Below are 23,637 nucleotides of genomic sequence, written 5' to 3' on the forward strand. Positions count from 1 at the left end.
AATTTTAGGGTGAAAAAGTGGTGCCCGGAGGCGGATTCGAACCACCGACACGCGGATTTTCAATCCGCTGCTCTACCAACTGAGCTATCCGGGCACTTTCAGCTTCGGGCGCTGCCCTCTGCTTCGGTAGGGCGGTATTTAGAGAAGCTCGGGGGTGGTGTCCAGAGGGAATTTGAAGTTTTTTCAAATTTCCTTCCAGCCCCCCTCAAAATTCCGAATTCTCCAGTATTTTCAGATCAGTGGGGTTTCTGATCGGGGGCCCATTCCTCCGGTGCGCGCTCTTCTTCCTCGGCAATATCGCCCGGAATCACATAGGACCCGTTAAGCCACTTCGCCAGATCCACATCGGCGCAGCGTCTGGAACAGAAGGGCCGGTATTTGGCATCGGCTTTCTTGCCGCAGACGGGGCAGCTCATGCTGCCCCCTTCCCGACCAGCGCCTCCAGCGAGACGCGATCGCGTTTGCGTTGCAGCTCGTAATTGCCCAAGGGCGTCCAGCCCGCAAGCGACGCCTCGGCCTCGCCCTTGAAGGCGGTCTTCATCTGCTGCTCCAGCGGCTGGCGGTCACGTTTGGGCATCGGCGCGAAATCGACAACGATCTGCCCACCCAAGCCCCGCAGACGCAGCTGACGCGGCAGCTCGCGCGCGGCGGCGATATTGGCCTTCAGGCTGGCCGCAGGCGAGGTGTCATTGCCGGTATTCACATCCACGGCGATCAGCGCGCGCGTCGGCTCGATCATCATATGCGCGCCACCCGGCAACTCGACCCGCGCGCGCAGAAGCGCGTCGAGCTGCTCGAGCACCCCGTGCTCCTCGAAATCGCCCTCGATCACCTCTTCGGGTTCCGGCTCGGCCCAGTCGCGCCATGCCTCCTCATGCGGGTCCGGCACATCGACCAGCAGCTCCGGCTCGCCCGAGAGATCCGCCATCACCGCCTCGGCCAGCTCGCGCATCGCGTTGATATCCTCGGCCAGCTCGCCCTCCTCGGCCAGCGGCGCGGCAGAGCGCAGGATCAACCCCATATCCGAGCCGTCCATCACCACATCCGCCAGCGACTTCAGACCATCGCGGGTGTCCTCGTCGCGGATACGGCGCGAGATATTGATGCCGGGCGCACCGGGCGTCACGATACAATAGCGCGATTTGAACAGCACCCGCAGCGAGACCGGAACGGCCTTGCCCGCCTCGGTGCCGCCAGTGACCATGCAGATGACAGTCTGACCGGGCGCAAGGCCCTTGACCTCGCGCAGGAAGCCGCGCTGACCTTCGGGCAGGTCCACGAAAACCCCGCCCTGCCCCTTCATCTGGCGGCCCACCTTGCCGCGCAGGATCGCACCCGGCGCAAGCGGCTGCACTTCGGAGGCATCAATCAGGAAATCTTCCAGTTGACCATCCACCATCAAAGCGGCGGCCTCGCGTTCTTTGTAGCTGCCCAGAACGATAGTACGCCCCTTCATACGGCCTCCTTGGCGGTCACGCCCGCCGATGTCAGTAGGATTGCGGTCTCGGCGAGGGGAAGTCCCACGACGCCGGTGTAAGACCCTTGGATCCACGGGATGAAGGCCCCGCCCAAGCCTTGGATGGCATAGCCACCCGCCTTGCCCTGCCATTCGCCCGAGGCAAGATAGGCGTTCACATCCTCATTCGACAGCGGGCGGAATTTCACCACCGTATCGACCAGACGTTCACGGATGCCAAAGGCCCCACGCACGGCCACAGCCGTCAGCACATGGTGACGGCGGCCTGACAGCATAAAGAGGAATTCGGCGGCCTCGGCGGCATCTTCGGGTTTGCCCAAGATGCGGCGGCCACAGGTGACGGTGGTATCGGCACAAAGAATGACCTCATCGGCCGCAAGATCCAGCGCCATTGCCTTCTCGCGGGCCATCCGCGCGACATAGTCGCGGGGGCGTTCATTCTTGCGGGGGGTCTCGTCGATATCGGGTGCCCGCACGGCGTCGGGCACCAGACCTAGCTGGTCCAGTAGCTCGCGTCGCCTCGGGCTCGCGGAGCCTAGGATCAGTTTCATGGGCTTACTTGAAGCGGTAGTTGATGCGACCTTTCGAAAGGTCGTAGGTGTTCATTTCGACTTGAACTTTGTCGCCGGCGAGAACGCGGATGCGGTTTTTGCGCATCTTCCCTGCCATATGTGCGATGATTTCATGGCCGTTCTCAAGCTCGACCCGAAACGTCGCATTTGGCAGGAGTTCCTTCACGACGCCGGGGAATTCGAGCATTTCTTCCTTGGCCATGGTCACTCCATAATTGCGTAAAGGCGCTTGAAACGCGCCATCGTGGCGCTTAAATGCGCCCGCCCGCTTTAAAATTCAAGCTTAATGTCAAGGCTGGGGGGCAGTTTCACGCACAATCGCGACCGTTTCGGCCTGATCGGCGCTTTCGGGCCAGTGCTGAAACAGCAAAACCCCGCCATCATGGCGCGATTGCCGCACCCGATCCAGATCGACCTGCGCATGGACCCAGCCCGGAGAATCAAGCCCGCCTTCGGCCAGCACCCCCGTTTCCGGCCAGCCGGTATCGGGCGGGCCGAAGACCCCCGCAGCCCCGCGGTTCGTATCGACCGCAGGACACCAATCGACATCTCCCACGGTGGGCGATTGCACTGTGACACATTGGTTTTCCAGCGCCCGCGCCTGCGCCCCGATCCGCACCCGCGAATAGCCCGCCACCGTATCGGTGCAGGACGGCACAAGAAGGATCTCGGCGCCCTTCTCGCACAGCGCCCGCGCCAGCAGGGGAAATTCGCTATCGTAGCAGATGGTGATGCCGATGCGCCCGAGGGCGGTGTCAAAGACCTGCAGCCCCTCGCCCGCGCCAATCTGCCAGTCCTCGCGTTCAAAGCGCGTCATCACCGCCTTGTCCTGATGACCGATCAGACCGGCAGGCCCCACAAGGGTCGCGCGGTTGGTGCGGATATCGGCCCCTGTATGGTTTTCGATTACCGGCCCCGAGGGCACAAGGATATGCACGCGATGCCGGAAGGCCAGATCGATAAACAGCGTCTCCATTTCAGGGCGATAACGCGCCACAACCTGCAGTGCGGCCTCCAAGTCGCGCGCAGCCTCGGCCCCGCCCAGTGACGCCAGCTCCATCGCGCCATATTCGGGAAAGACCAGAAGCTGGGCCCCCTCGGCCACGGCCGCTTCGACCCAGCCCGTCACTTTGGCCTCATAGGCGTCCCAACTGTCATGCCAGTCCAGCGGATAGGCAGCGGTAGCGATATGGAGTGTCATAGGGCACGCCCCCAGAATTGCAGATATTTCACCGTTTCAGCGGTCTCGCCCAGATCCGTCCAGCGGAAACCGGCGATCACCCCCTCCAGCGGCTGATAGCCCCGTTTATGCCAGAACCCGTCCAGCGGGCGATAGGCCGCGGGCTTCAAAGGATGGTGACCCTCGCGGATTACCGCGCAGAAGACGCTGTGGCTGCGCCCGAGCGCCCGTGCATGTGTTTCACGGGCCTCAAAGAAGGCATGGCCCAAACCCTGCCCGCGATAGTCCGGCAGAAGAACCGATTCCGCACAATAGAACACATCCCCCAGCGCCAGACCGGTGCGGCCAAAGGGGGCCGCGAAATCTGCGGCATGGTCTTCCAGCGGCGTGCCGGTGGCCGCCCCCACAAGACGCGCGCCGTCAAAAGCGCCAACCACGACCGCGCCATCGGAGGAACGGTAGCGTTCCAGATAGCGCCGCTCGTACTCCAGCGAGCCGTCATAGATATAGGGCCAGTCGCGGAACACGCGGATGCGCAGCGCCGCCACATCGTCCAAGGCGGCATCCAGCGCCGCCCCCGTAAGCACACGCACCTCCATCAGGAGACCTGCTTGATCCAATCCGAGAGGTTGTAATAGGTGGTCACCCGCGCGATCTTGCCATCCTTGAGGTCAAAGAAGGTGCCCGCAGGCAGGCGATAGCTTTGGCCGCGCGCCTCTGGCAGGCCTTCATCCGTCTTCAGATAGGTGCCGTTGACGATAAATTCCGCCGCAGCCCGCGTGCCCGCCTCATTCGCCATCACGCAGAGATCAGTCAGCGTCTCGCGGTAGCACTGCGTCATATGGGCATTGAATTCGCGGAAGGCCTCGGCCCCACGGCGGATATTGCCCTCATTCACATGATGTTCGAAATCATCGGCCAGAAGCGCCTCCATCGCTGCGGTATCTCCGGCGTTGAAAGCATCGTAATAGGTCTTCAGGGTCTCAAGAGCCTCAAGGCGTGACATGGTTCCATCCTGCTGGTTTTGTTATTCATTATGGGTGGGTGGCCCGAAGCGCGACACCATCCGGTCGCGGATCTGGTCGCGGGTCTGGCGATAGGCGGCCAGCTTGGCCTCGCGCCCCTCGCCGATGCCCGTGGGGTCCATGATCGGCCAATATTCGATATCCAGATGATAGAAGCGGGTCAGCTCCAGCGCCTGACGCTGGCTGGCGGGTGACAAGGCGACGATCAGATCGAAGGTCGAGATATCATCGCCCCATTCCTGCATATCCTCGAAGCTGCGCACGCGGTGGCGTTCCAGATCCACGCCCACCTCATGCATGACGGCAATCGTGAACCCGTCGATATCCAGTTCCGATTTGACGCCTGCCGATTGCACATACACGCCAGGGCCATAGAAGCGCTTCATCATCCCCTCGGCCATCGGAGAGCGCGTGGCATTGTAGTCACAACAAAACAGCACCGATTGCGGCAAGCCTGACATTATTTCACCGGCGATAGGACACAAACAAGGGTGAACAGCCGCCGGGCGGTATCAAGATCCAGCTCGGCCTTGCCTTCCAGACGTTCCTCAAGGATCCGCGCGCCCTCGTTATGGATGCCGCGCCGCGCCATATCGATCGCCTCGATCTGGCTGGGCGGCATGGTTTTCACAGCCTCGAAATAGCTTTCGCAGATCTGGAAGTAATCCTTGATCACCTGCCGGAAGGGGCCGAAAGACAGGTGGAACTCGGCCAGCGGATCATCGCTCTCGCTGCGGGTATCAAAGACCAGCCGCCCGTCGCGCACCGACAGCAGCAGGTTGAACGGCCCTTCCGGCGCGGCCAGATCGCCTTTCCCCGGCAGGGTGAAGCTATTGTCTTCAAGAAGGTCGAAAATGGCCACACGACGTTCCTGCTCGATCTCCGCGCTCGGCGCGGGCAGACCGGAATCATCGACTTCCAACTTGGCAATATGGGCCATTACTCTTCTCTCCCTGTGGCCGGCGACGCGGCTTTAGGAAAGGCTAGACCGAGTAATGGCCACGCGCAACCGCGTCCCGCGACAGAGGCGGGCACGATTGCGACGATCGGGTTATTTATTCAGCGCATCCAGACGCGCGCGGACCGAAAGACCATGCGCTTCAAGGCTTTCGGATTTCGCCAGCACCTCGGCCCCCGGCCCGATCTGACGCAGCGCCTCGGGCGTCATCATCGACAGCGTGGTGCGTTTGACGAAATCGAACACCGACAGCCCCGAAGAGAAACGCGCCGAACGCGCCGTCGGCAGAACATGGTTCGGCCCGCCGATGTAATCGCCAATCGCCTCGGGCGTCCAGGCACCCATGAAGATCGCGCCCGCATGGGTGATCTCTTGCGCCAGAGCCTCGGGCTCGGCCACGCAAAGCTCAAGGTGCTCGGGCGCCACGCGGTTTGACAGCTCTGCCGCCTCGGCCAGATCGCGGGTGAGGATCACCGCGCCAAAGTCACGCCAGCTTGCCCCCGCGATCTCGCGGCGTTCCAGCGTCTCAAGGCGTTTTTCCACGGCCTCGACGACCTTATTGGCGAAACCCTCATCAGGGGTGATCAGGATCGATTGCGCCGAAGCATCATGTTCGGCCTGCGACAGCAGGTCGAGCGCGATCCAATCGGGGTCATTCTGCCCATCGGCAATCACGAGGATCTCCGAGGGACCGGCGATCATATCGATGCCCACCTTGCCAAAGACCCGACGCTTGGCGGCCGCCACAAAGGCATTGCCCGGACCGGTGATCTTATCCACAGGGCGAATGGTCTCCGTGCCATAGGCCAAAGCCGCCACCGCCTGCGCACCGCCGATACGGTAGATCTCGTCCACGCCCGCAATCCGGGCTGCCAGCAGAACAAGCGGGTTCACCTTGCCGTCGGGCGTGGGGCAGACCACCACCAGACGACCGACGCCTGCCACCTTGGCGGGGATCGCATTCATCAACACCGAAGACGGGTAGCTCGCCAGACCGCCCGGCACATAAAGACCCGCAGCCGTCACAGGCGTGAAGCGCCAGCCCAGTTTCGCGCCGCTTTCCTCTTCCCACATCGCATTGGGCGGCATCTGGCGGGCGTGATAGATGCGGATACGCTCGGCGGCCAGTTCCAGCGCCTCACGCTCAGGCACCGGCACGCGGGCGATCTCGGCCTCGATCTCGGCGTCAGAAAAACGCATGGTCTCGGGCGTCAGCTCCAGCCGGTCGAATTTCGCGGTCAGCTCCAGCACGGCGGCGTCGCCCCGCGCCCGCACATCCGCGATGATCTGGCCGACGGCCGCATCCACATCGGGGCTATCCTCGCGCTTCATGCCCAATAGCGCGGTGAAACGGGTCTCGAAATCGGCAGCAAGCGTGGTCAGGAAATGCGGCATGGGAGTCTCCTTGAGGTCGCCACGGAAATAGTCCAGCAGGCAGGCATGGGCAAGCACTACTGCGCGGATAGGCGCCCCGCCATAAGCGCCGACAGCCCCACCATCACCGTAGCCACCCCCAGCATCAGGGGCAGCCCTCCCAGCTGATAGCTCAGCCCCGAGGCCAGCGTCCCCAGAAGGCGCCCGCCCGCATTGGCCATATAGTAAAACCCCACATCCATGGTGACGCGCTCGGATTTGGTGAAGGCGAGGATCAGATAGGAATGCAGCGAGGAATTCACCGCAAAGACCGCGCCAAAGACCAGCAACCCGATGACCAGCGCCACGGTCAGCCCCTGCCCGCCCAAGCCCAGCGCGGCAATGGTCAGACCCGCGGGGATCACGCATAACCCCCAAGCCCAAAGCTTCGCATCCGCCACCAGCGCCTCTGGCGCGCGGGTCTTGGCGCGCAGGATCTTTGGGGCAAAGCCCTGCACCAGCCCGTAAAGGATGATCCACCCCGCCATGAAGCTGCCGATCAGGAAGAAGGCCGCACGGTCGCCCGCCTCGGTGCCATCCGACAGGATCGCGGTGAAATAGATCGGGATGCCCACCACAAACCAGACATCCCGCGCGCCAAACAGAAACACCCGCGCCGCCGAAAGCCGGTTCACATTGGCCGACTTCGAGAAGACCTCGGAGAATTTCGCCCCCTTGCGCCCCTGCGGCAGCCCCTTCGGCATGGCGATCACGATGGCCATCAGGATTACCGCCAGCACAAGCGCCATGGCAAGGATCGACCCCGTAAAGCCCACCAGCGCCAGAAGCCCCGCGCCCAGCAGAAAGCCAAAGCCCTTCACCGCGTTCTTGGACCCCGTCAGCACCGCGACCCAGGCAAACAGCCCATCCTGCGCGGAAGGGGCCAAGAGCTTCACCGCCGATTTCGACGACATCTTCGCCAGATCCTTGGCCACCCCCGAGGCGCCCTGCACCGCCATCACATAGAGAACCGAGGCCGTCACCCCCCATGCAGGGTCCAGCCCCGCCAGCGCCATAAGCGCCGCCACCTGCAGCCCCAGACCCGCGTAAAGCGTAGAGGCCAGCCCGAAGCGCGCCGCAATCCAGCCCGCGCAAAGATTGGTGACCATGCCCGCCACCTCATAGAGGAGGAACAGATAGGCCAGCTGCACAGGCGAAAACCCGAGGCTGTGGAAATGCAAGAGCACCAGCATCCTCAGCGCGCCATCGCTGAGCATAAATGCCCAATAGGCCGCCGTGACCGCGATATAGGCCGAAAGCCCCTCGGGCTTCTGCCCGCCAGAGGTCACAGCGACTGCCCGACCATCAAAGCCACATCCACCAGACGATGGGCATAGCCATATTCGTTATCATACCACGCATAGATCTTTACCTGCGTGCCATTGATGACCATCGTCGAGGGCGCATCAATGATCGACGAACGCACATCATTGACGTAATCGGCCGACACCAGAGGCCGCGTTTCATAGCCCAGAATGCCCTTCAACACCCCTTCCGAGGCCGCCTTGAACAAGGCGTTGACCTCTTCGGCAGAGGTCGCGCGTTCAACCTCGAAGACGCAATCTGTCAGTGACCCGTTCAGCAGGGGCACCCGCACCGCATGACCGTTCAGACGGCCCTTCAGCTCGGGGTAGATCAGCGTGATCGCCGTGGCCGAGCCGGTTGTCGTGGGGATCAGCGAATTCAGCGCCGAGCGCGCGCGCCGCAGGTCTTTGGCGGGGCGGTCCACGAGGGTCTGGGTGTTGGTGACATTATGCAGCGTGGTGATCGAGCCATGCTTGATGCCCAGCCCCTCATGGATCACCTTCACCACCGGTGCCAGACAGTTGGTCGTGCAGCTGGCCGCCGTCACGATATGATGGCGGGCTGGGTCATAGCTGTCGTTATTCACGCCATAAACGATATTCGCCGTCGGCCCGTCCTTCACCGGTGCCGAGACCACCACCTTCTTCACCCCCGCTGCGAAATAGGGCGCCAGATCGGCCTCGGTCTTGAATTTGCCGGTGCAGTCGATCACCACATCCACACCCTCCAGCGGCAGATCGGCCAGCGCAGCGGTGCCCACGAAAGGCAGGCGCACCCCGTCGATGCTGACCGATGTCGCATCATGCGCAAACAGCGAATCCCAGCGCCCATGCACGCTATCGAATTCCAGCAGGTGGGCGTGAAGCTCGGGCGTACCGATCGCGTCATTGATCCATGCAATCTCGGCCCCCGCATCCAGAAGCGGGCGCAGCGCCAGCTTTCCCATCCGGCCCAGACCATTCAGCGCATAGCGTACCATTCTAATGTCCCTCCCTTCGGGCAATATCGTCCACGGCGCGCTGCACGGCGAGGCGATCCAGACTTTCGAGAGGCAGCGCGATAAACGCCTCGATCCGGCGGCGCAAAGCTCCGTAAGCCTCGCGGAAGGCCAAGGCCGCCTCGGCGGGGCTGCGTGCCTGCGCGGCCCGCGCCACCGGATCAGGCACGCCCCAATGGCCGCTGACAGGCCGTCCGGGCAAGGCCGGGCAATCCTCGTTGGCGGCCAGATCACAGACCGTAAACACAAAATCGAAAGGCGGCTCATCGGCCAAGGAGCCGAGATCCTTGGAAAACAGCCCGCCCACATCATGGCATTGCTGCTGCAACAGCGTCACCGTCTGCGGGTTGATCATACTTCCGGGATGGGTGCCCGCAGAATGCACCTCGAAACGATCTGCCCCCAGCTCGCGCAACAGGGCTTCGGCAAAGATCGAGCGCGCGGAATTGCCGGTGCAGACAAACAGCACCCGATACCGGCGCGCAGGCTTGCGGGGGGCCAAAGACAGACAGTCCGACACCCGCCCGCGACAGCAGTCATCCAGCAGAAATCCGAAAGTGGTCTGCACGACCTCCATCTCGATGCGGTAAAGAAGCGACGTCCCCACCCGCTCTTTCGCCAAAAGCCCCGTCTGCATCAGCGCGGCAAGATAGGCCGAAAGCGTGCTGGGCCGCAGCCCGAGGATCTGCCCGATCTCGCCTGCGGGCAACTGATCGGGATAGCGGCGCGTCAGAAGCCGGAACACCGCAAGCCGCTGCGGGTGGCCCAAAACGGCCAGAATTTCTGCAATCTCTTTTTCCATATTTCGTGGATATGCGAAATATGGGCCTGCAACCAGTGAAACTTTTGTAACGACGCAGGAAGACGGCCCGGACGCTCCTACTGTGGCGGGAAAGGATCTTTGATCGTCCTCCCGAAGAGCCGCGCGATGGTAAAGGCCAGCGCGAGCGCGCTATAATGCCGTTTACGCAGTCAAATGCCGCCCGTCAGATGCACAGCCAACGTGACATCCCCCGAAGCTCCCCGCCCGCAGATCCCCGACTGCCGAACAGCCCTTACATGCCATCGTCACGGTGCTGCGGCACCTTGCCCGAGACAGCCTTGTAAGGCTTGGTCACATCGCGCAAATCCACGGCCAATGCCTCGACAGAAACCGCAATCGCGCCATCCCCTGCCAAGGTCAGCACCAGCTCGCCCGCGCCATCCTCCGCAGGGGTCCAGACCAGATCGAGGATCGAGAGCACCAGATCTTTCTCGGCCCGGTCCACCCCTTGCGAACGCACGGCCAGCACTTCGGACACCACCAGAAGCGATTGCACCCGCTCATAGGCGCGCCCTTCGGCTTCGGCGGCGGCACGATCTTCCCAGCGGAAACGATTGACCAGCAGCGCCAGTTGGCGACGGGCGCGATCATAGCGGATCTCGGTCACCGGCAAGACACAATCCTGCACCAGCGCGGAAATCACCGGCAGGTCTTCGGCCGTCTCCGCCCGCAAAGCCAAGGCGCGTTCCGCCCCGTCCTCGAATCTTGCATCCGCCATAGTCGCCTCCGTCCATTGATCTGCTGCCGCAAAGATAGACGGGCAGGCCTGCCCGTCCAGAAAGTCTGTCCAGAAAGTCCGGCCAGAAGGTCTATCCCCCTTCCGGATCGGTGCCTATTCGGACACGCGCTCGATATCGGCACCGACGGCCTTCAGCTTGCGCACCAGACGTTCATAGCCACGGTCAAGGTGATAGACGCGGTTGACGATGGTCTCGCCCTCGGCGGCAAGACCCGCCAAAATCAGCGACACCGAGGCCCGCAGGTCGGTCGCCATCACCGGCGCCCCCTTCAGCTTCTTGACGCCATGCACGGTGGCATGCCCGCCATGCACCTCGATATTGGCGCCCATCCGCACCAGTTCGGGCGCATGCATGAAGCGGTTCTCGAAGATCTTCTCTTCCAGAACCGAAGTCCCCTCGGCGGTACACAAAAGTGCCATCATCTGCGCCTGCAGGTCGGTCGGGAAGCCCGGATAGGGTTCGGTGACCACATCCACCGCATTCACCACATCCCCGCGACGCTTGACCTTAATCCCGTCTCTGGTCTCTTCGACATGAATGCCCGCCGCATCGAGCTTCTCGCAGAAGGATTCGACCAGCGCGATCTTGCCGCCCAGACATTCAACCTCGCCGCCACAGATCGCAGGGGCCAGCATATAGGTGCCCAGCTCGATCCGGTCGGCCACAACGGGATGGGTCGCGCCATGCAGACGGTCCACACCCTGAATTTCGATGGTCGACGTGCCATCGCCCGAAATCTGCGCGCCCATCGCCCGCAGACAATCCGCCAGATCGACGATCTCGGGTTCGCGCGCGGCATTCTTCAGCACCGAGGTGCCTTTGGCCAGAGCCGCCGCCATCAGGAAGTTCTCGGTGGCCCCCACAGAGGCAAAGCGCATCTCGTGCACAGCGCCTTTCAGGCGGCCACCGGCAACCTTGGCATGCAGATAGCCTTCCTTCAGCTCGATCTCGGCGCCGAGCGCTGTCAACGCATCGATATGGATATCCATCGGGCGCGCACCGATGGCACAGCCCCCCGGCAGCGAGACGACCGCATGGCCCAGACGCGCCAGAAGCGGCCCCAGCACGAGGTTCGAGGCCCGCATCTTGCGCACGATGTCATAATCGGCCACCGGATTGATCTCGCCATGACAGGCCGAGGCCAGCACCTTGCCCTCCTGCAACTGGGTGACCTCGGCCCCGAGGCTGGCCAGAAGATCGGTCATGGTGCGGATGTCAGACAGACGCGGCGCATTGGTCAGCGTCAGCGGTTCCTCCGACAGAAGCGTGGCCGGCATCAGCGCCAGACAGGCGTTTTTCGCGCCCGCAATTGGGATCTGCCCCGAAAGCGGCCCGTTGCCGCGCACGATAATGCGGTCCATCAGCTGTCCTTTTCGTTCTGCTCGTGTGGCGGCGTGCCGTGAGAGGCTGCACCATCCCTATCTGTTTCTATCTGCTCGGCCTTACGACCGCGTGCCTGCGCCTTACGGCGGGAAAGATTCGCACGCAAGGCCGCGCGCAAACGATCTTCTCGCGCCGATTTGGGGTCTTTCGACCCGTTCTTGGGGTTCTTCGGATCCTGTGCCATGCGCCTTCTGTAGCGTCAGGAGAAAAATCTGTCGAGAGATGTCATTTTTTCTCTTGCACCCGTCGGCGACCTCCTCTAAATCCCCGCTCACGGTCGAAGGGCGGCACTGAAAAGCACCGCCACCGACACAGGATGCTGCCGTAGCTCAGGGGTAGAGCACTCCCTTGGTAAGGGAGAGGTCGAGAGTTCAAATCTCTCCGGCAGCACCACTTAATCACCGAAAACATATAACAACCTCTCGCTCAAGCTAGGTTCCTTATGTTTAAGCTGGATCTTGAGGCCAGACGTTAGCACGCGACGCTTTCAGCAAAGCACCTGCCTGTCCGGCAATAAAAAGGGCGCGCGGGAATTCAGCGGCTGCGTTTATCCGCCGCCATACCGGCGGGGGTACCCGCAGCCGCTTTAGCCATCGCAGGCGCAACCTACGCCTTTATGACACTGCTTGCTGCGGCTGATGCAGCTATTTCCGCAGGCTTTCCCCTTATGGCAGGTCTTGCAGCAGCCCGCATAGACTGCCGCCCTCGGGCCGTCGAGCGCGTGCAGGCGCTCCAGAAAGCTTTGCGCCGGAGAGGAAAGCGCGGGAACCGCCGCCTCCTGCGCCCGACCCGCACCGGACAGGGCTGCCATCACCCCGACCGCCATTACAAAAATCTTCAACAAAACCACAAACCCATCAGCCAGACGCTCAATAGCGGCCCCTTACTGATCTCTCTTGCCGCGAAAGAGAAGCTTGCCCTACGCATTTTATCCACTTTCTCCGGCGGATCGCTTCGCATTTCGCCGCTTTTTTACACATGGGCCCGCCCCACACGCTCAAAATGCTCTCGCAAGACGGGTAACGCAGCATTTTGCAGCGCGAAACTGAAAGAAATCCCACGAATCGCCGGTTTTCTGGCAAGAAGGTCTTGTCGCTTGGCAACGGTGCCGCGACACGGAATTTCTCCCCGATGATCGGGGAATGAGCAAAGCCGCTCGATGTATTGGACCTAACGAGGCCCGATCATCGGCGGCTTTTTTTGTTTTTCGACTTTGCTGCATGGCAGCCCGCAAAGGACGTGACATGAAGAAACTTCTCCTTGGCCTCGCAGCCAGCACGCTTCTGGCCAGCCCGACCTTCGCCGAGATGCTGGATCTCGAGAAGGACCAGCTGACCTTCGGCTTCATCAAGCTGACCGATATGGCGCCGCTGGCCGTGGCCTATGAAAAAGGCTATTTCGACGATGAGGGCCTGTTTGTGACCCTTGAGGCGCAGGCCAACTGGAAAGTGCTGCTGGATGGCGTGATCTCGGGCACGCTGGATGGCGCGCATATGCTGGCAGGCCAGCCGCTGGCGGCGACCATCGGCTATGGCACAAAGGCGCATATCGTCACCCCCTTCTCGATGGACCTCAATGGCAACGGCATCACCGTTTCGAACGAGGTCTGGGAAGAGATGAAGGCCAATCTGGAAACCGATGCGGATGGTAAGATCAAGCACCCGATCTCGGCCGAAGCGCTGAAGCCGGTGGTCGACCGCTTTAAATCCGAAGGTAAGCCCTTCAATATGGGCATGGTTTTCCCCGTCTCGACCCATAACTACGAGCTGCGCTACTGGCTGGCGGCGGGTGGTCTGAACCCCGGTTACTATTCGCCCGAAGATGTGAAGGGCCAGATTGATGCGGATGTCTTCCTGTCGGTGACCCCTCCGCCGCAAATGCCCGCAACCCTCGAGGCAGGCACCATCATGGGCTATTGCGTGGGCGAGCCGTGGAACCAGCAGGCCGTGTTCAAAGGCATCGGCGTGCCGGTGGTGACCGATTACGAGATCTGGAAGAACAACCCCGAGAAAGTCTTCGGCCTGACCGCAGACTTCATCGACCAGAACCCCAATACCACGCTGGCCATCACCAAAGCGCTGATCCGCGCCGCCATCTGGCTGGATGAGAACGACAACGCCAACCGTCCCGAGGCGGTGGAGATCCTGTCGCGCCCCGAATATGTCGGCGCCGATGCGGAAGTGATCGCCAATTCGATGACCGGCACCTTCGAGTATGAAAAAGGCGACAAGCGCGACGTGCCGGATTTCAACACCTTCTTCCGTCACAACGCGACCTACCCCTTCTATTCGGATGCGGTGTGGTATCTGACGCAGATGCGCCGCTGGGGCCAGATCCCCGAAGCCAAGCCCGACAGCTGGTATGACGAAGTGGCGAAATCGGTCTACAAGCCCGAGATCTACCTCAAAGCCGCGCGGATGCTGGTCGAGGAAGGCAAGGCGAACGAGGCCGACTTCCCGTGGGATAGCGATGGCTACAAAGCCCCGACCCCCGCAGCCGATGTGATCGACGGGATCGGCTATGACGGCAAACACCCCAACGCCTATATCGACAGCCTGCCCATCGGCCTGAAAGACGCGCAGACCGTCGAAGGCGCCGAAGTCAAAGGCTAAGCGCACCGTCCGGCGGCACGCCCGCCGGACCTCCCCCCATTCCTCCGGCATCCAGACGCCATATCGCCCCAAAGGATCCGATCATGACCGCCATCGACCCGCAATCGCTTGAGACAAATGATAGCAAAGCCCGCGAAGAACGCCGCGCCCGCGCGTTCACCCGCATCAACCGCGCCGATGGCTGGTTCAAGGTGCTGGGTCTGGCATGGATCACCCCGATCCTGAAGATCATGGCGGGCGACAATCCCCGCACCCAAGGGCGCGAAATCTGGAAGCTTCTGGGTGTGCCGGTTCTGGCCATCGTGGCCTTCCTTGTGGCTTGGGGCACGCTTGCGCCCAAGGTGCAGACCTCGCTTGGCGCAATCCCCGGCCCCGTCGCCGTCTGGGATGAGGCCGTATCGCTGAATAACGATGCCCTCGCCAAGGCGGCCAAAGAGCACCAGCACAACGAGCGTGTTGCCGCCCGCAACGAGAAGCTGATCGCCGCCGGCAAGGCCGATCAGGTCAAGGACATCCCCTATACCGGCGCGCCGTCCTATTACGACCAGATCTGGACCTCGATCAAAACCGTCTTCTTCGGCTTCCTGATCGGGTCGGTCATCGCCATTCCGCTTGGCATCTTTGCAGGCCTCTCGCCCTATGCCAACGCGGCCATCAACCCGCTGGTGCAGATCTTCAAACCGGTCTCGCCGCTGGCATGGCTGCCGATTGTGACCATGGTTGTCTCGGCGCTTTATGCCACCAATGACGGGCTGTTTGCCAAATCCTTCCTTGTGTCGGCCATCACCGTGACACTGTGTTCGCTCTGGCCCACCCTCATCAACACCGCCCTTGGTGTGGCCTCGATCGACAAAGACCTGATCTCGGTTTCCAAGGTGCTGAAAATGAACACCTATACCAAGATCACCAAACTGGTTCTGCCCTCGGCCCTGCCGCTGATCTTCACCGGCCTGCGTCTGTCGCTTGGTGTGGGCTGGATGGTGCTGATCGCCGCCGAGATGCTGGCCCAGAACCCCGGTCTTGGCAAATTCGTCTGGGACGAGTTCCAGAACGGCTCCTCGCAATCGCTGGCGCGCATCATCGTAGCCGTGCTGACCATCGGCATCATCGGCTTCCTGCTTGACCGTGTGATGTTCGCCCTGCAATCGCTCTTCACCTTCTCGAACAACCGGTGATCTCTATGGGTATCATTGACTTCAAGAACGTCTCGAAAAGCCACGGCGATGGCACCAATGCCACCCATGTCCTGCGCAACATCAATCTGAGTGTCGAGGAGGGCGAGTTCCTCGTGCTCTTGGGCTTCTCCGGCACCGGCAAGACGACGCTGATCAACCTGATGGCGGGGCTGGATACGCCCTCGCGCGGCGAGGTCACCTTTCGCGGCCAGAAAATCACCGGCCCCGGCCCCGAGCGTGGCGTGATCTTCCAGAACTACTCGCTGATGCCGTGGCTGACGGTGGATGGCAATGTGATGCTGGCGGTGGATGCGGTTTTCCCCCAGCTGTCCAAACCCGAGAAACAGGCCAAGGTGGATCACTTCATCAAGATGGTGGGGCTAGCCCACGCCAAGACCCGCCGCCCTGCGGAGCTGTCGGGCGGTATGCGCCAGCGGGTTAATGTGGCGCGTGCGCTGGCGATGAACCCCGAGGTGCTGCTGCTGGACGAGCCGCTTTCGGCGCTGGATGCGCTGACCCGCGCCAATCTGGCCGATGAGATCGAAGCGATCTGGGATGCCGACAAGAAGACCTGCGTGCTGATCACCAATGACGTGGATGAGGCGATCCTTCTGGCCGACCGTATCATCGCGCTCAACCCCGATGGCACCTTGGGTCAGGAATTCCGCGTGGCGATCCCCCGCCCGCGTGACCGCTCGGCCATGAACCATGACGCGGGCTTCCACGCCCTGCGCGCCGAGGTGACGAAATACCTGATGGATGCGGGCATCGAGGCCGCCGCCGAAGGGTCGCGTTCGCTGCCCAATGTCACCCCGATCCATGCGCTGCCCAAAGCCTATGAAGACGCGGGCCGCAGCCTGAATGACGAGAAATACCTGCAGTTCTCGCAGCTGCATAAGATTTACCCCACGCCAAAGGGCCCGCTGACCGTTGTGGAAGACTTCAACCTTGATGTGCAGAAGGGCGAATTCATCAGCCTGATCGGCCATTCGGGTTGCGGCAAATCCACCGTGCTGACGATGTGCGCGGGTCTGAACGGCATCTCGAAAGGGGCGATCAAGCTCGACGGTATCCACGTCGAAGGGGCCGACCCCGAGCGTGCGGTGGTGTTCCAGTCACCCAACCTCTTCCCGTGGCTGACCGCCAAGGAAAACGTGGCGATTGGTGTGGATAAGGTCTACCCCAATGCCAGCCGCGCCGAGCGTCAGGATGTGGTGGAATATTACCTTGAACGCGTGGGCCTTGCCGATGCGATGGATAAATCCGCCGCCGATATGTCGAACGGTATGAAGCAGCGTGTGGGGATTGCCCGCGCCTTCGCTCTGTCGCCGAAACTTCTGCTGCTGGATGAACCCTTTGGCATGCTTGACAGCCTCACCCGCTGGGAGCTGCAGGAGGTTCTGATGGAGGTCTGGTCGCGCACCAAGGTCACCGCGATCTGCGTGACCCATGATGTGGACGAGGCGATCCTTCTGGCCGACCGCGTGGTGATGATGACCAATGGCCCGCAGGCGACCATCGGCAAGATCACCGATGTGAAACTGCCGCGCCCGCGCACCCGCAAGGCGCTGCTCGACCACCCCGATTACTATCACTACCGTCAGGAAGTGCTCGATTTCCTTGAGGAATACGAGCATGGCGCAAAGCCCAAACGCCCCGCAAAGATCGCGGCGGAGTAAGGGCCATGAAGACGCGTCTGGTCGTCATCGGTGCGGGAATGGCTTCGGGGCGGATGCTGGAGCATCTGGTGAAAACCGCCCCCGATGCCTTCGAGATCACCCTGTTCAACGCGGAAAACCGCGGGAACTACAACCGGCTGATGCTGTCGCCCGTTCTGGCGGGCGAGAAAACCTACGAGCAGATCGTGACCCATGATGCCGAATGGTACACCCGTCACGGCATTACCACCCGCTTTGGCGAGCGCGTGGCCTCTATCGACCGTGCGGCCAAGGTTGTGCATGGCGAAAACGGCCCCGTGGCCTATGACAAGCTGGTGATCGCCACGGGCTCCAACCCCTTCGTGATCCCCATGCCCGGCCATGATCTGCCCGGCGTCATTTCATGGCGCGACTGGGATGATACGCAGGTGATGATCGGCCAGCAGCAAGGCACCCGCGCTGTGGTGCTGGGCGGCGGCGTCTTGGGGCTTGAGGCCGCCGCTGGCATGGCCGCACGCGGTATGGATGTGACCGTGGTCCATCTGGAAAGCCACCTGATGAACCGCCAGCTTGACGCCGAGGCGGGCGCGATGCTGGCGCGCACCTTGGAAGCGCGCGGGCTGAAGATCCGTTGCAGCACGGCGTCAGAAGCGATTGTCGCAGGCCCCGATGGCCATGTGGCGGGGCTGCGTTTGAAAGATGGCTCCACCCTGCCCTGCGACCTGCTGGTGATGGCGGTAGGTATCCGCCCCTCGACCACGCTGGCGCAAGCGGCGGGGCTTGCGGTCGGGCGCGGCATCACGGTGGACGACCATCTGCGCACCTCCGATCCGTCGATCTTCGCGCTTGGCGAATGTGTTGAGCTGAACGGCGCTCTCTTCGGGCTGGTTGCCCCCCTTTACGATCAGGCCGAGGTGCTGGCCGCCAATCTGACCGGAGCGGACCAGAGCTATATCCCGAAAGAGACCTCGACCAAGCTGAAGGTCACCGGCTGCGATCTTTTCTCGGCGGGCTGTTTTGCCGAAGGGCCGGACCGCGAGGAAATCCTGCTGAGCGCGCCGGAAGATGGCATCTACAAGCGCTTAGTCATCGCAGACCAGAAGCTGGTGGGCGCGGTGATCTATGGCGATACCGAACATGGCGGTTTCTATTACGGGCTGATCCGTGATGGCGCCGATATTTCCGATCTGCGCGAGGCGCTGATCTTCGGGCCTGCCTCGGCCAATGCCGCAGCCCAGCCAAGCCGGTGCTCTCTCGCCGGTTAAGCCCCCTTGGAGAAGGATCAAGGTCATGAAAGACACCAATCTGGCCCTGAATGACGCCCCTTGGACCCGCTCGACCTGCGCCTATTGTGGCGTGGGCTGCGGGGTGCTTTTGCGCAATACCGCCCATGGGCTAGAGGTGAAGGGCGACCCCGATCACCCCGCCAATAAGGGGCGGCTGTGTTCCAAAGGGTCCGCCTTGGGTGAAACCGTGGGGCTTGAGGGCCGCCTGCTTGCCCCCGAGATCCATGGCCGCCCAGCCGATTGGGATCAGGCGCTGGATCTGGTGGCCAGCCGTTTCAAAGAGACCATCGCCGAACATGGGCCGGATTCGGTGGCCTTCTATGTCTCGGGGCAGCTTTTGACCGAGGATTACTATCTGGTCAACAAACTGGCGAAAGGCTTTATCGGCACCGCCAATATCGACACGAATTCAAGGCTTTGCATGGCATCTACCGTGGCAGGCCACAAGCGAGCCTTCGGCACCGATACCGTGCCCGGCACCTATGAGGATCTGGAAGAGGCCGATCTGATCGTGCTGACGGGGTCGAACCTCGCATGGTGCCATCCGGTGCTCTACCAGCGCATCATGGCTGCCAAAGCCGCACGCCCCGAGATGAAGATCATCGTGATCGACCCGCGCCGGACGGCCAGCTGCGATCAGGCCGAGCTGCATCTCGCGCTGAAACCCGGCACGGATGTGGCGCTGTTCAACTCGCTTCTGGCCGAGATCGCGCGGCGCAATGCTGTGGACCCTGTCTTTGCGCCCAATGTCGCGGGGCTGGAAGAGGCCTTTGGCAATGCCGAGATGGATGATCCTGCGGTCACCGGCCTCAGCTCGGAAGATATCGCCCACTTCCATGATCTGTGGATCGGCACGCAGAAGGTGGTCACCATCTTCAGCCAAGGCGTGAACCAGTCGTCTTCGGGCGCCGATAAGGTGAATGCGATCCTCAACTGCCATCTGGCGACGGGGCGCATCGGCCTGCCCGGCTGTGGTCCGTTTTCCGTCACCGGCCAGCCCAATGCCATGGGCGGGCGCGAGGTGGGCGGATTGGCCAATATGCTTGCCTGCCATCTGGATCTGGAAAACGCCGACCACCGCTCTGCCGTGCGCAGCTTCTGGGATGCGCCCGAGATGCCCGTGGCACCGGGTCTGAAGGCTGTGGATATGTTCCGCGCCATCGGCGAGGGCAAGATCAAGGCGGTCTGGATCATCCATACCAATCCGGTGGTCTCGATGCCCGATGCCGACCGCGTGGCCGAGGCGCTGAAGGGCTGTGACTTTGTGGTGGTGTCGGATGTGACCCGCGCCACCGATACCGCGCGACTGGCGCATGTGCTGCTGCCCGCCGCTGGCTGGGGCGAGAAGAACGGCACGGTCACCAATTCCGACCGTACGATCTCGCGGCAGCGCCCTGCCCTGCCGATCCCCGGCGAGGCGCGCGAAGACTGGCGCCAGATTGCCGAGGTGGGACGCCGCATGGGTTGGCCCCGCGCCTTTGACTACGAGCACCCCGCCGAGATCTTCCGCGAATATGCCGCCCTCTCGCATGTGGCCGCCCGCTTTGGCCGCGATTTCGATATTTCGGGCTTCGAGAGCCTGTCGCTGAGCGATTATGACGCGCTTTCCCCCACCCGCTGGCCGGTCAACGCAACCCGTCAGGGGGGCCGCTTCTTTGCCGATGGCAAGTTCTTTACCCCCGATGGCCGCGCCCGTGCTCTGGCGGTGACCTATCGTCCGCCCGCCGCCAAAACCGAGAAACGCTACCCCCTGCGGCTGAACACGGGCCGTATCCGCGACCAATGGCATACGATGACGCGCACCGGCAAAACCGCGCGGCTCTCGGCGCATCTGGGCGAGCCCTTCGTCGAGATCCACCCCGAGGATGCGGCCGCCAAGGGCATCAAATCCGCCGATCTGGTGCGGCTGACCTCGCCCACGGGGCAGGGCATCTTCCGTGCGCTGATCACCGAGGCCACCCGCAAGGGCGATGTCTTTGCGCCGATCCATTGGACGGGCGAGACCGCGCCCTCGGCCCGCGTGGATGCGCTGGTGGCTCCGGTCGTTGACCCCGTCTCGGGCCAGCCCGAAAGCAAGGCCGCCGTTGTGCGGGCCGATCGTTTCGAGGCTGATTGGTACGGGTTTGCCATCTCGGCCAAGCCGATGCAGGCCGATTGCGACTATCAGGCCTATGCGCCGACGCAGGCGGGCTTCCGCGCCGAGCTGGCCGGATCGCGCCGCCCTGCGGATTGGGAGGCATGGGCCCGTGCACTCTTTGACCTGCCCGATGGCCCCGTGCAGATCCTGCGCGACGAGGCGCGCGGCATGATCCGTATGGCCTTCCACCACGATGGCACGCTGCAGGCGGCGCTGTTTGTCTCGCGCGAGCCAGTGGCCGTGATGCGCGACTATCTGACCACCCTGCCCGGCCAATCCGCCCCTCAGGCGCTTTCGGGACGCGCCCCCGAAGACCGCCCCGATCCGGGGCCGATCATCTGCGCCTGTTTCAACATCGGCATGAACACCATCCTCAGTGCCATCACGTCGCAAAAGCTGATGAGCGTCGATGCGATAGGGGCTGCGCTGCAGGCAGGCACCAACTGCGGGTCTTGCCGGTCCGAGCTGGCGGGGCTGCTGGCACGAACTGAGGTGCCAAAGCTGAAGGCCTGAACGACCAGATTTTCACCTCTTGGGCGGCCCGCCGAAAGTCGCATCACGCCCGAGACAGCCAGCGCTTGCGTGGCCCGCGAAACTGGCCCAGATTGCGGTTATGAAAGACGAACTCTCCATCCTGCTGGTCGAATCCGACCGTGATCGCGCGATGCAAATCGTGGATCTTCTGTCGCAAGACCAAAGCGTAAAAATTGCCGTTATCTCCGAATCTGCGGGGCTGGCGCGTCATATTGCCGAGCGCAATCCCGATGTGGTGCTGATCAATCTGGCCAGCCCCTCGCGCGATATCCTTGAAGACCTTGCGGCGACCTCCGGCCCGCTGGAGCGTCCGGTGGCGATTTTCGTCGATAAATCCGATGACAGCCTGACACGGGCGGCGATCGAGGCGGGCGTTTCCGCCTATGTCGTGGACGGGCTGCAGGCCCATCGGGTGCGCCCCGTGCTGGATGCGGCGATCACGCGGTTCAATATGTTCAACCGTATGCGGCGCGAATTGGAAACCACCAAGCGCGCGCTGGAAGAGCGCAAGCTGATTGACCGCGCCAAGGGGATCCTGATGAAGGCCCGCGGCCTGTCCGAAGACGAGGCCTATGCCCTTCTGCGCAAGACGGCGATGGACCGGGGCCGCAAGGTCTCCGAGGTCGCCGAGGCTCTGGTGACGACGGCAGGGCTTTTGGCATGACTTTGACACTCAAGGCAGGTTTTCTACCGCTAACCGATGCCGCCCCGCTGATTGTTGCCCGCGAGATGGGCTTTGCCGCCGAGGAAGATCTGGAACTCGATCTGGTCAAACTGCCCTCTTGGTCGGTGATGCGCGATTACCTGATGCTGGGGATGATCGATGCGGCCCATCTTCTGTCGCCGGTGCCGGTCGCCAAGGCGCTGGGGCTCTCGGGCCCCGAGGGCCGGATCGATGCGATTGCGGCGATGAATACAGGCGGCAATGTGATCGGCGTCAGTGCCGCGATTGCCGAAGAGATGCGCGCCGCTGGGCACCGTTTCGATTTTGCCGATGCGCGAGCGGCGGGCGAGGCGCTGCTGGCGCTGGGGCGGCCTTTGCGGGTGGGCGTGCCCTTCCCCTTCTCGATGCATGCCGAGCTGCTGTATTACTGGCTTGAACGCTGCGGGCTGAGCGATCCGGCGATGCTGGCGGTCAATACGGTGCCGCCGCCGCTGATGGCCGATGCGTTGGCCGCGGGCGAGATTGACGCTTTCTGCGTGGGCGAGCCTTGGGGGTCGCTTTCGGTCGAAAATGGCGTAGGAACGCTTTTACTGCCCACAAGCGCGATTAGGCGTTCGGCAATCGAAAAGGTGCTGGCGGTGCGCGGCGGCTGGGCCGATGACAATAGCGATCTGGCGGGGCGGCTGTTGCGGGCCCTTTGGCGGGCGGGCACTTGGCTGGACCGTCCACTCAAACGCGCCACAGCCGCCGAGATCATGTCCCGCCCCGAATATCTGGACCTGCCCGTCAATCTGATCGAGCGCGGTCTGAATGGCAGTTTCGTAATTTCTGAAATGGGTGAAGTCCGGCAGGATCCGCATTTCCTGACCTTTCAGGAAGGCGCTGTGGGCTTTCCGTGGCGGTCTCAGGCAAGCTGGATCGCCATGCGCATTGCCAAACGTCTGGGTCTGGAAGAGGCAAGCGCCATCAAGACCGGCAAAAGCTGCTTCCGCACCGATATCTACCGCAAGCATCTGCGCGAGCTTGGTGCGGATCTTCCCGGAGCTTCAGAAAAACTTGAAGGTGCGATCTCGCAGCCCACGGCGGTGCCTTCGGAACGCGGCCGCGTGATCCTGTCGCCCGATCATTTCTTTGACGGGCAGGTCTTTGATCCCGAAAGTTAAAAAAGGGTCCAGAGGATGCTCTGGACCCAGTCTGGGGTAATATCGGCGGAGCTTACCAGCAGTTATATTGCAGGTATTTGCCCGACATCTCGACCTTCACACGGTCGCCTTTTTCATGCGGCACCTTCTCGACCTTCATGTCGAAATCGATGGCCGACATGATGCCATCGCCGAATTTCTCATGGATCAGCGCCTTCAGCGTCGGACCATAGACGCCAACGATCTCGTAAAAGCGGTAGATGCAGGGGTCGGTCGGCACGGTCTGGTCCCAGATCTTGGTCGGGCTTTCGGTCAGCGCGTCAAACGCCTCTTCGGGAAGATCCAGCAGGTCGATGATCGCGCGGGCCTTGGCCTCGGGGAAAGCATTCATTCCCATCGCAGCCGAATGGGTCCAGACGGGCGACATGCCGATCCCTTCGGCAATGCCTTCCCACGTCAGGGATTTGCGCTTTTTCGCTTGTAGGATCAAGGCGGTAGCGTCTTCTTTGGTCAGGCTTTCGGTCAGAAGGTCTTTCATGGTCGTTCTCCCTGATTG

The 23,637-nt window shown here is 62.3% G+C and carries 25 protein-coding genes and 2 tRNA genes; 9 read left to right on the plus strand and 18 right to left on the minus strand.

What is annotated here, in order from left to right:
- Positions 1-18: 18 nt before the first annotated feature.
- From WDB86_RS07055 to WDB86_RS07135, 17 genes are all read right to left on the minus strand, one after another.
- Positions 19-94 (minus strand) — tRNA-Phe (locus WDB86_RS07055).
- A gap of 142 nt (positions 95-236) precedes the next feature.
- Positions 237-416, minus strand: coding sequence for a DNA gyrase inhibitor YacG (locus WDB86_RS07060; protein ID WP_339109185.1), 180 nt, complete (start codon positions 414-416; stop codon positions 237-239).
- Complete coding sequence (locus WDB86_RS07065) at positions 413-1,456, minus strand: ribonuclease E/G (RefSeq protein ID WP_406736992.1); 1,044 nt, start codon at positions 1,454-1,456, stop codon at positions 413-415. Before WDB86_RS07065 ends, WDB86_RS07060 begins: the two co-directional genes overlap by 4 nt.
- Entirely contained in the window at positions 1,453-2,028 is a 576-nt protein-coding gene (locus WDB86_RS07070; RefSeq protein ID WP_406736993.1) for a Maf family protein, read from the minus strand. The genes WDB86_RS07065 and WDB86_RS07070 overlap by 4 nt, the downstream gene beginning before the upstream one ends.
- A gap of 4 nt (positions 2,029-2,032) precedes the next feature.
- Complete coding sequence (gene infA, locus WDB86_RS07075) at positions 2,033-2,251, minus strand: translation initiation factor IF-1 (protein WP_036636451.1); 219 nt, start codon at positions 2,249-2,251, stop codon at positions 2,033-2,035.
- Positions 2,252-2,338: 87 nt separating this feature from the next.
- Positions 2,339-3,250 (minus strand): carbon-nitrogen hydrolase family protein, encoded by a 912-nt coding sequence (locus WDB86_RS07080; protein ID WP_406736994.1) that lies wholly within the window; start codon positions 3,248-3,250, stop codon positions 2,339-2,341.
- Positions 3,247-3,828 (minus strand): GNAT family N-acetyltransferase, encoded by a 582-nt coding sequence (locus tag WDB86_RS07085; protein WP_406736995.1) that lies wholly within the window; start codon positions 3,826-3,828, stop codon positions 3,247-3,249. The genes WDB86_RS07080 and WDB86_RS07085 overlap by 4 nt, the downstream gene beginning before the upstream one ends.
- Positions 3,828-4,235: a ketosteroid isomerase-related protein gene (locus WDB86_RS07090; RefSeq protein ID WP_406736996.1), complete on the minus strand. Its 408-nt coding sequence runs from the start codon at positions 4,233-4,235 to the stop codon at positions 3,828-3,830. Before WDB86_RS07090 ends, WDB86_RS07085 begins: the two co-directional genes overlap by 1 nt.
- 21 nt (positions 4,236-4,256) lie before the next feature.
- Positions 4,257-4,715 carry a low molecular weight phosphatase family protein gene (locus WDB86_RS07095; RefSeq protein WP_339109179.1) on the minus strand — a complete coding sequence of 153 codons (459 nt, stop codon included), beginning with the start codon at positions 4,713-4,715 and terminating at the stop codon, positions 4,257-4,259.
- A complete protein-coding gene (locus WDB86_RS07100) occupies positions 4,715-5,194 on the minus strand; it encodes a UPF0262 family protein (protein WP_339109178.1) in 480 nt (159 codons plus the stop codon). Before WDB86_RS07100 ends, WDB86_RS07095 begins: the two co-directional genes overlap by 1 nt.
- Positions 5,195-5,305: 111 nt before the next feature.
- Positions 5,306-6,607 carry a histidinol dehydrogenase gene (hisD, locus tag WDB86_RS07105; protein WP_406736997.1) on the minus strand — a complete coding sequence of 434 codons (1,302 nt, stop codon included), beginning with the start codon at positions 6,605-6,607 and terminating at the stop codon, positions 5,306-5,308.
- 56 nt (positions 6,608-6,663) lie between these two features.
- Positions 6,664-7,914 carry an organoarsenical effux MFS transporter ArsJ gene (arsJ, locus tag WDB86_RS07110; protein ID WP_406736998.1) on the minus strand — a complete coding sequence of 417 codons (1,251 nt, stop codon included), beginning with the start codon at positions 7,912-7,914 and terminating at the stop codon, positions 6,664-6,666.
- Entirely contained in the window at positions 7,911-8,909 is a 999-nt protein-coding gene (locus tag WDB86_RS07115) for an ArsJ-associated glyceraldehyde-3-phosphate dehydrogenase (RefSeq protein ID WP_406736999.1), read from the minus strand. The genes arsJ and WDB86_RS07115 overlap by 4 nt, the downstream gene beginning before the upstream one ends.
- A gap of 1 nt (position 8,910) precedes the next feature.
- Positions 8,911-9,729: an ArsR family transcriptional regulator gene (locus WDB86_RS07120; protein ID WP_339109174.1), complete on the minus strand. Its 819-nt coding sequence runs from the start codon at positions 9,727-9,729 to the stop codon at positions 8,911-8,913.
- 253 nt (positions 9,730-9,982) lie between these two features.
- Positions 9,983-10,468: a DUF2948 family protein gene (locus WDB86_RS07125; RefSeq protein ID WP_406720349.1), complete on the minus strand. Its 486-nt coding sequence runs from the start codon at positions 10,466-10,468 to the stop codon at positions 9,983-9,985.
- A 114-nt stretch (positions 10,469-10,582) separates the two neighbouring features.
- Positions 10,583-11,851 carry a UDP-N-acetylglucosamine 1-carboxyvinyltransferase gene (gene murA, locus WDB86_RS07130; protein ID WP_406720348.1) on the minus strand — a complete coding sequence of 423 codons (1,269 nt, stop codon included), beginning with the start codon at positions 11,849-11,851 and terminating at the stop codon, positions 10,583-10,585.
- Positions 11,851-12,057, minus strand: a complete 207-nt coding sequence (locus WDB86_RS07135) for a hypothetical protein (RefSeq protein ID WP_339109171.1) — start codon at positions 12,055-12,057, stop codon at positions 11,851-11,853. The genes murA and WDB86_RS07135 overlap by 1 nt, the downstream gene beginning before the upstream one ends.
- A gap of 134 nt (positions 12,058-12,191) precedes the next feature.
- Here WDB86_RS07135 and WDB86_RS07140 point away from each other — a divergent pair.
- The 9 genes from WDB86_RS07140 (at position 12,192) to WDB86_RS07180 (ending at position 23,102) form a co-directional block, all read left to right on the plus strand.
- Positions 12,192-12,266, plus strand: a tRNA-Thr gene (locus tag WDB86_RS07140).
- A 223-nt stretch (positions 12,267-12,489) separates the two neighbouring features.
- On the plus strand, positions 12,490-13,008 hold the full coding sequence (locus WDB86_RS07145) for a hypothetical protein (RefSeq protein ID WP_406737000.1): 519 nt from the start codon (positions 12,490-12,492) through the stop codon (positions 13,006-13,008).
- A gap of 109 nt (positions 13,009-13,117) precedes the next feature.
- Entirely contained in the window at positions 13,118-14,485 is a 1,368-nt protein-coding gene (locus WDB86_RS07150; RefSeq protein ID WP_406720346.1) for a CmpA/NrtA family ABC transporter substrate-binding protein, read from the plus strand.
- Positions 14,486-14,568: 83 nt separating this feature from the next.
- Positions 14,569-15,660, plus strand: a complete 1,092-nt coding sequence (locus tag WDB86_RS07155) for an ABC transporter permease (protein WP_339109161.1) — start codon at positions 14,569-14,571, stop codon at positions 15,658-15,660.
- 5 nt (positions 15,661-15,665) lie between these two features.
- Complete coding sequence (locus WDB86_RS07160; RefSeq protein ID WP_406737001.1) at positions 15,666-17,339, plus strand: ABC transporter ATP-binding protein; 1,674 nt, start codon at positions 15,666-15,668, stop codon at positions 17,337-17,339.
- 5 nt (positions 17,340-17,344) lie between these two features.
- Entirely contained in the window at positions 17,345-18,583 is a 1,239-nt protein-coding gene (locus WDB86_RS07165) for an NAD(P)/FAD-dependent oxidoreductase (protein ID WP_406737002.1), read from the plus strand.
- 25 nt (positions 18,584-18,608) lie between these two features.
- The gene (locus WDB86_RS07170; RefSeq protein ID WP_406737003.1) at positions 18,609-21,254 is read left to right on the plus strand and encodes a molybdopterin-dependent oxidoreductase; all 2,646 of its coding nucleotides are present in this window, start codon (positions 18,609-18,611) and stop codon (positions 21,252-21,254) included.
- A gap of 100 nt (positions 21,255-21,354) precedes the next feature.
- Complete coding sequence (locus WDB86_RS07175) at positions 21,355-21,939, plus strand: ANTAR domain-containing protein (protein WP_339109157.1); 585 nt, start codon at positions 21,355-21,357, stop codon at positions 21,937-21,939.
- A complete protein-coding gene (locus WDB86_RS07180; protein ID WP_339109156.1) occupies positions 21,936-23,102 on the plus strand; it encodes an ABC transporter substrate-binding protein in 1,167 nt (388 codons plus the stop codon). Before WDB86_RS07175 ends, WDB86_RS07180 begins: the two co-directional genes overlap by 4 nt.
- Positions 23,103-23,154: 52 nt before the next feature.
- Here the strand turns inward: WDB86_RS07180 and cynS are convergent, their stop codons facing one another.
- The gene (cynS, locus tag WDB86_RS07185) at positions 23,155-23,619 is read right to left on the minus strand and encodes a cyanase (protein ID WP_406737004.1); all 465 of its coding nucleotides are present in this window, start codon (positions 23,617-23,619) and stop codon (positions 23,155-23,157) included.
- Positions 23,620-23,637 lie beyond the last annotated feature (18 nt).

It is taken from the genome of Thioclava sp. GXIMD4215, assembly GCF_045291555.1.
GTDB classification, from domain to species: Bacteria; Pseudomonadota; Alphaproteobacteria; order Rhodobacterales; family Rhodobacteraceae; genus Thioclava; species Thioclava litoralis.

Coding starts and splice junctions, on each gene's coding strand:
- WDB86_RS07060 (WP_339109185.1), bottom strand. CDS start 416: ATGAGCTGCCCCGTCTGCGGCAAGAAAGCCGATGCCAAATACCGGCCC.
- WDB86_RS07065 (WP_406736992.1), bottom strand. CDS start 1,456: ATGAAGGGGCGTACTATCGTTCTGGGCAGCTACAAAGAACGCGAGGCC.
- WDB86_RS07070 (WP_406736993.1), bottom strand. CDS start 2,028: ATGAAACTGATCCTAGGCTCCGCGAGCCCGAGGCGACGCGAGCTACTG.
- infA (WP_036636451.1), bottom strand. CDS start 2,251: ATGGCCAAGGAAGAAATGCTCGAATTCCCCGGCGTCGTGAAGGAACTC.
- WDB86_RS07080 (WP_406736994.1), bottom strand. CDS start 3,250: ATGACACTCCATATCGCTACCGCTGCCTATCCGCTGGACTGGCATGAC.
- WDB86_RS07085 (WP_406736995.1), bottom strand. CDS start 3,828: ATGGAGGTGCGTGTGCTTACGGGGGCGGCGCTGGATGCCGCCTTGGAC.
- WDB86_RS07090 (WP_406736996.1), bottom strand. CDS start 4,235: ATGTCACGCCTTGAGGCTCTTGAGACCCTGAAGACCTATTACGATGCT.
- WDB86_RS07095 (WP_339109179.1), bottom strand. CDS start 4,715: ATGTCAGGCTTGCCGCAATCGGTGCTGTTTTGTTGTGACTACAATGCC.
- WDB86_RS07100 (WP_339109178.1), bottom strand. CDS start 5,194: ATGGCCCATATTGCCAAGTTGGAAGTCGATGATTCCGGTCTGCCCGCG.
- hisD (WP_406736997.1), bottom strand. CDS start 6,607: ATGCCGCATTTCCTGACCACGCTTGCTGCCGATTTCGAGACCCGTTTC.
- WDB86_RS07115 (WP_406736999.1), bottom strand. CDS start 8,909: ATGGTACGCTATGCGCTGAATGGTCTGGGCCGGATGGGAAAGCTGGCG.
- WDB86_RS07120 (WP_339109174.1), bottom strand. CDS start 9,729: ATGGAAAAAGAGATTGCAGAAATTCTGGCCGTTTTGGGCCACCCGCAG.
- WDB86_RS07125 (WP_406720349.1), bottom strand. CDS start 10,468: ATGGCGGATGCAAGATTCGAGGACGGGGCGGAACGCGCCTTGGCTTTG.
- murA (WP_406720348.1), bottom strand. CDS start 11,851: ATGGACCGCATTATCGTGCGCGGCAACGGGCCGCTTTCGGGGCAGATC.
- WDB86_RS07135 (WP_339109171.1), bottom strand. CDS start 12,057: ATGGCACAGGATCCGAAGAACCCCAAGAACGGGTCGAAAGACCCCAAA.
- WDB86_RS07145 (WP_406737000.1), top strand. CDS start 12,490: ATGACACTGCTTGCTGCGGCTGATGCAGCTATTTCCGCAGGCTTTCCC.
- WDB86_RS07150 (WP_406720346.1), top strand. CDS start 13,118: ATGAAGAAACTTCTCCTTGGCCTCGCAGCCAGCACGCTTCTGGCCAGC.
- WDB86_RS07155 (WP_339109161.1), top strand. CDS start 14,569: ATGACCGCCATCGACCCGCAATCGCTTGAGACAAATGATAGCAAAGCC.
- WDB86_RS07160 (WP_406737001.1), top strand. CDS start 15,666: ATGGGTATCATTGACTTCAAGAACGTCTCGAAAAGCCACGGCGATGGC.
- WDB86_RS07165 (WP_406737002.1), top strand. CDS start 17,345: ATGAAGACGCGTCTGGTCGTCATCGGTGCGGGAATGGCTTCGGGGCGG.
- WDB86_RS07170 (WP_406737003.1), top strand. CDS start 18,609: ATGAAAGACACCAATCTGGCCCTGAATGACGCCCCTTGGACCCGCTCG.
- WDB86_RS07175 (WP_339109157.1), top strand. CDS start 21,355: ATGAAAGACGAACTCTCCATCCTGCTGGTCGAATCCGACCGTGATCGC.
- WDB86_RS07180 (WP_339109156.1), top strand. CDS start 21,936: ATGACTTTGACACTCAAGGCAGGTTTTCTACCGCTAACCGATGCCGCC.
- cynS (WP_406737004.1), bottom strand. CDS start 23,619: ATGAAAGACCTTCTGACCGAAAGCCTGACCAAAGAAGACGCTACCGCC.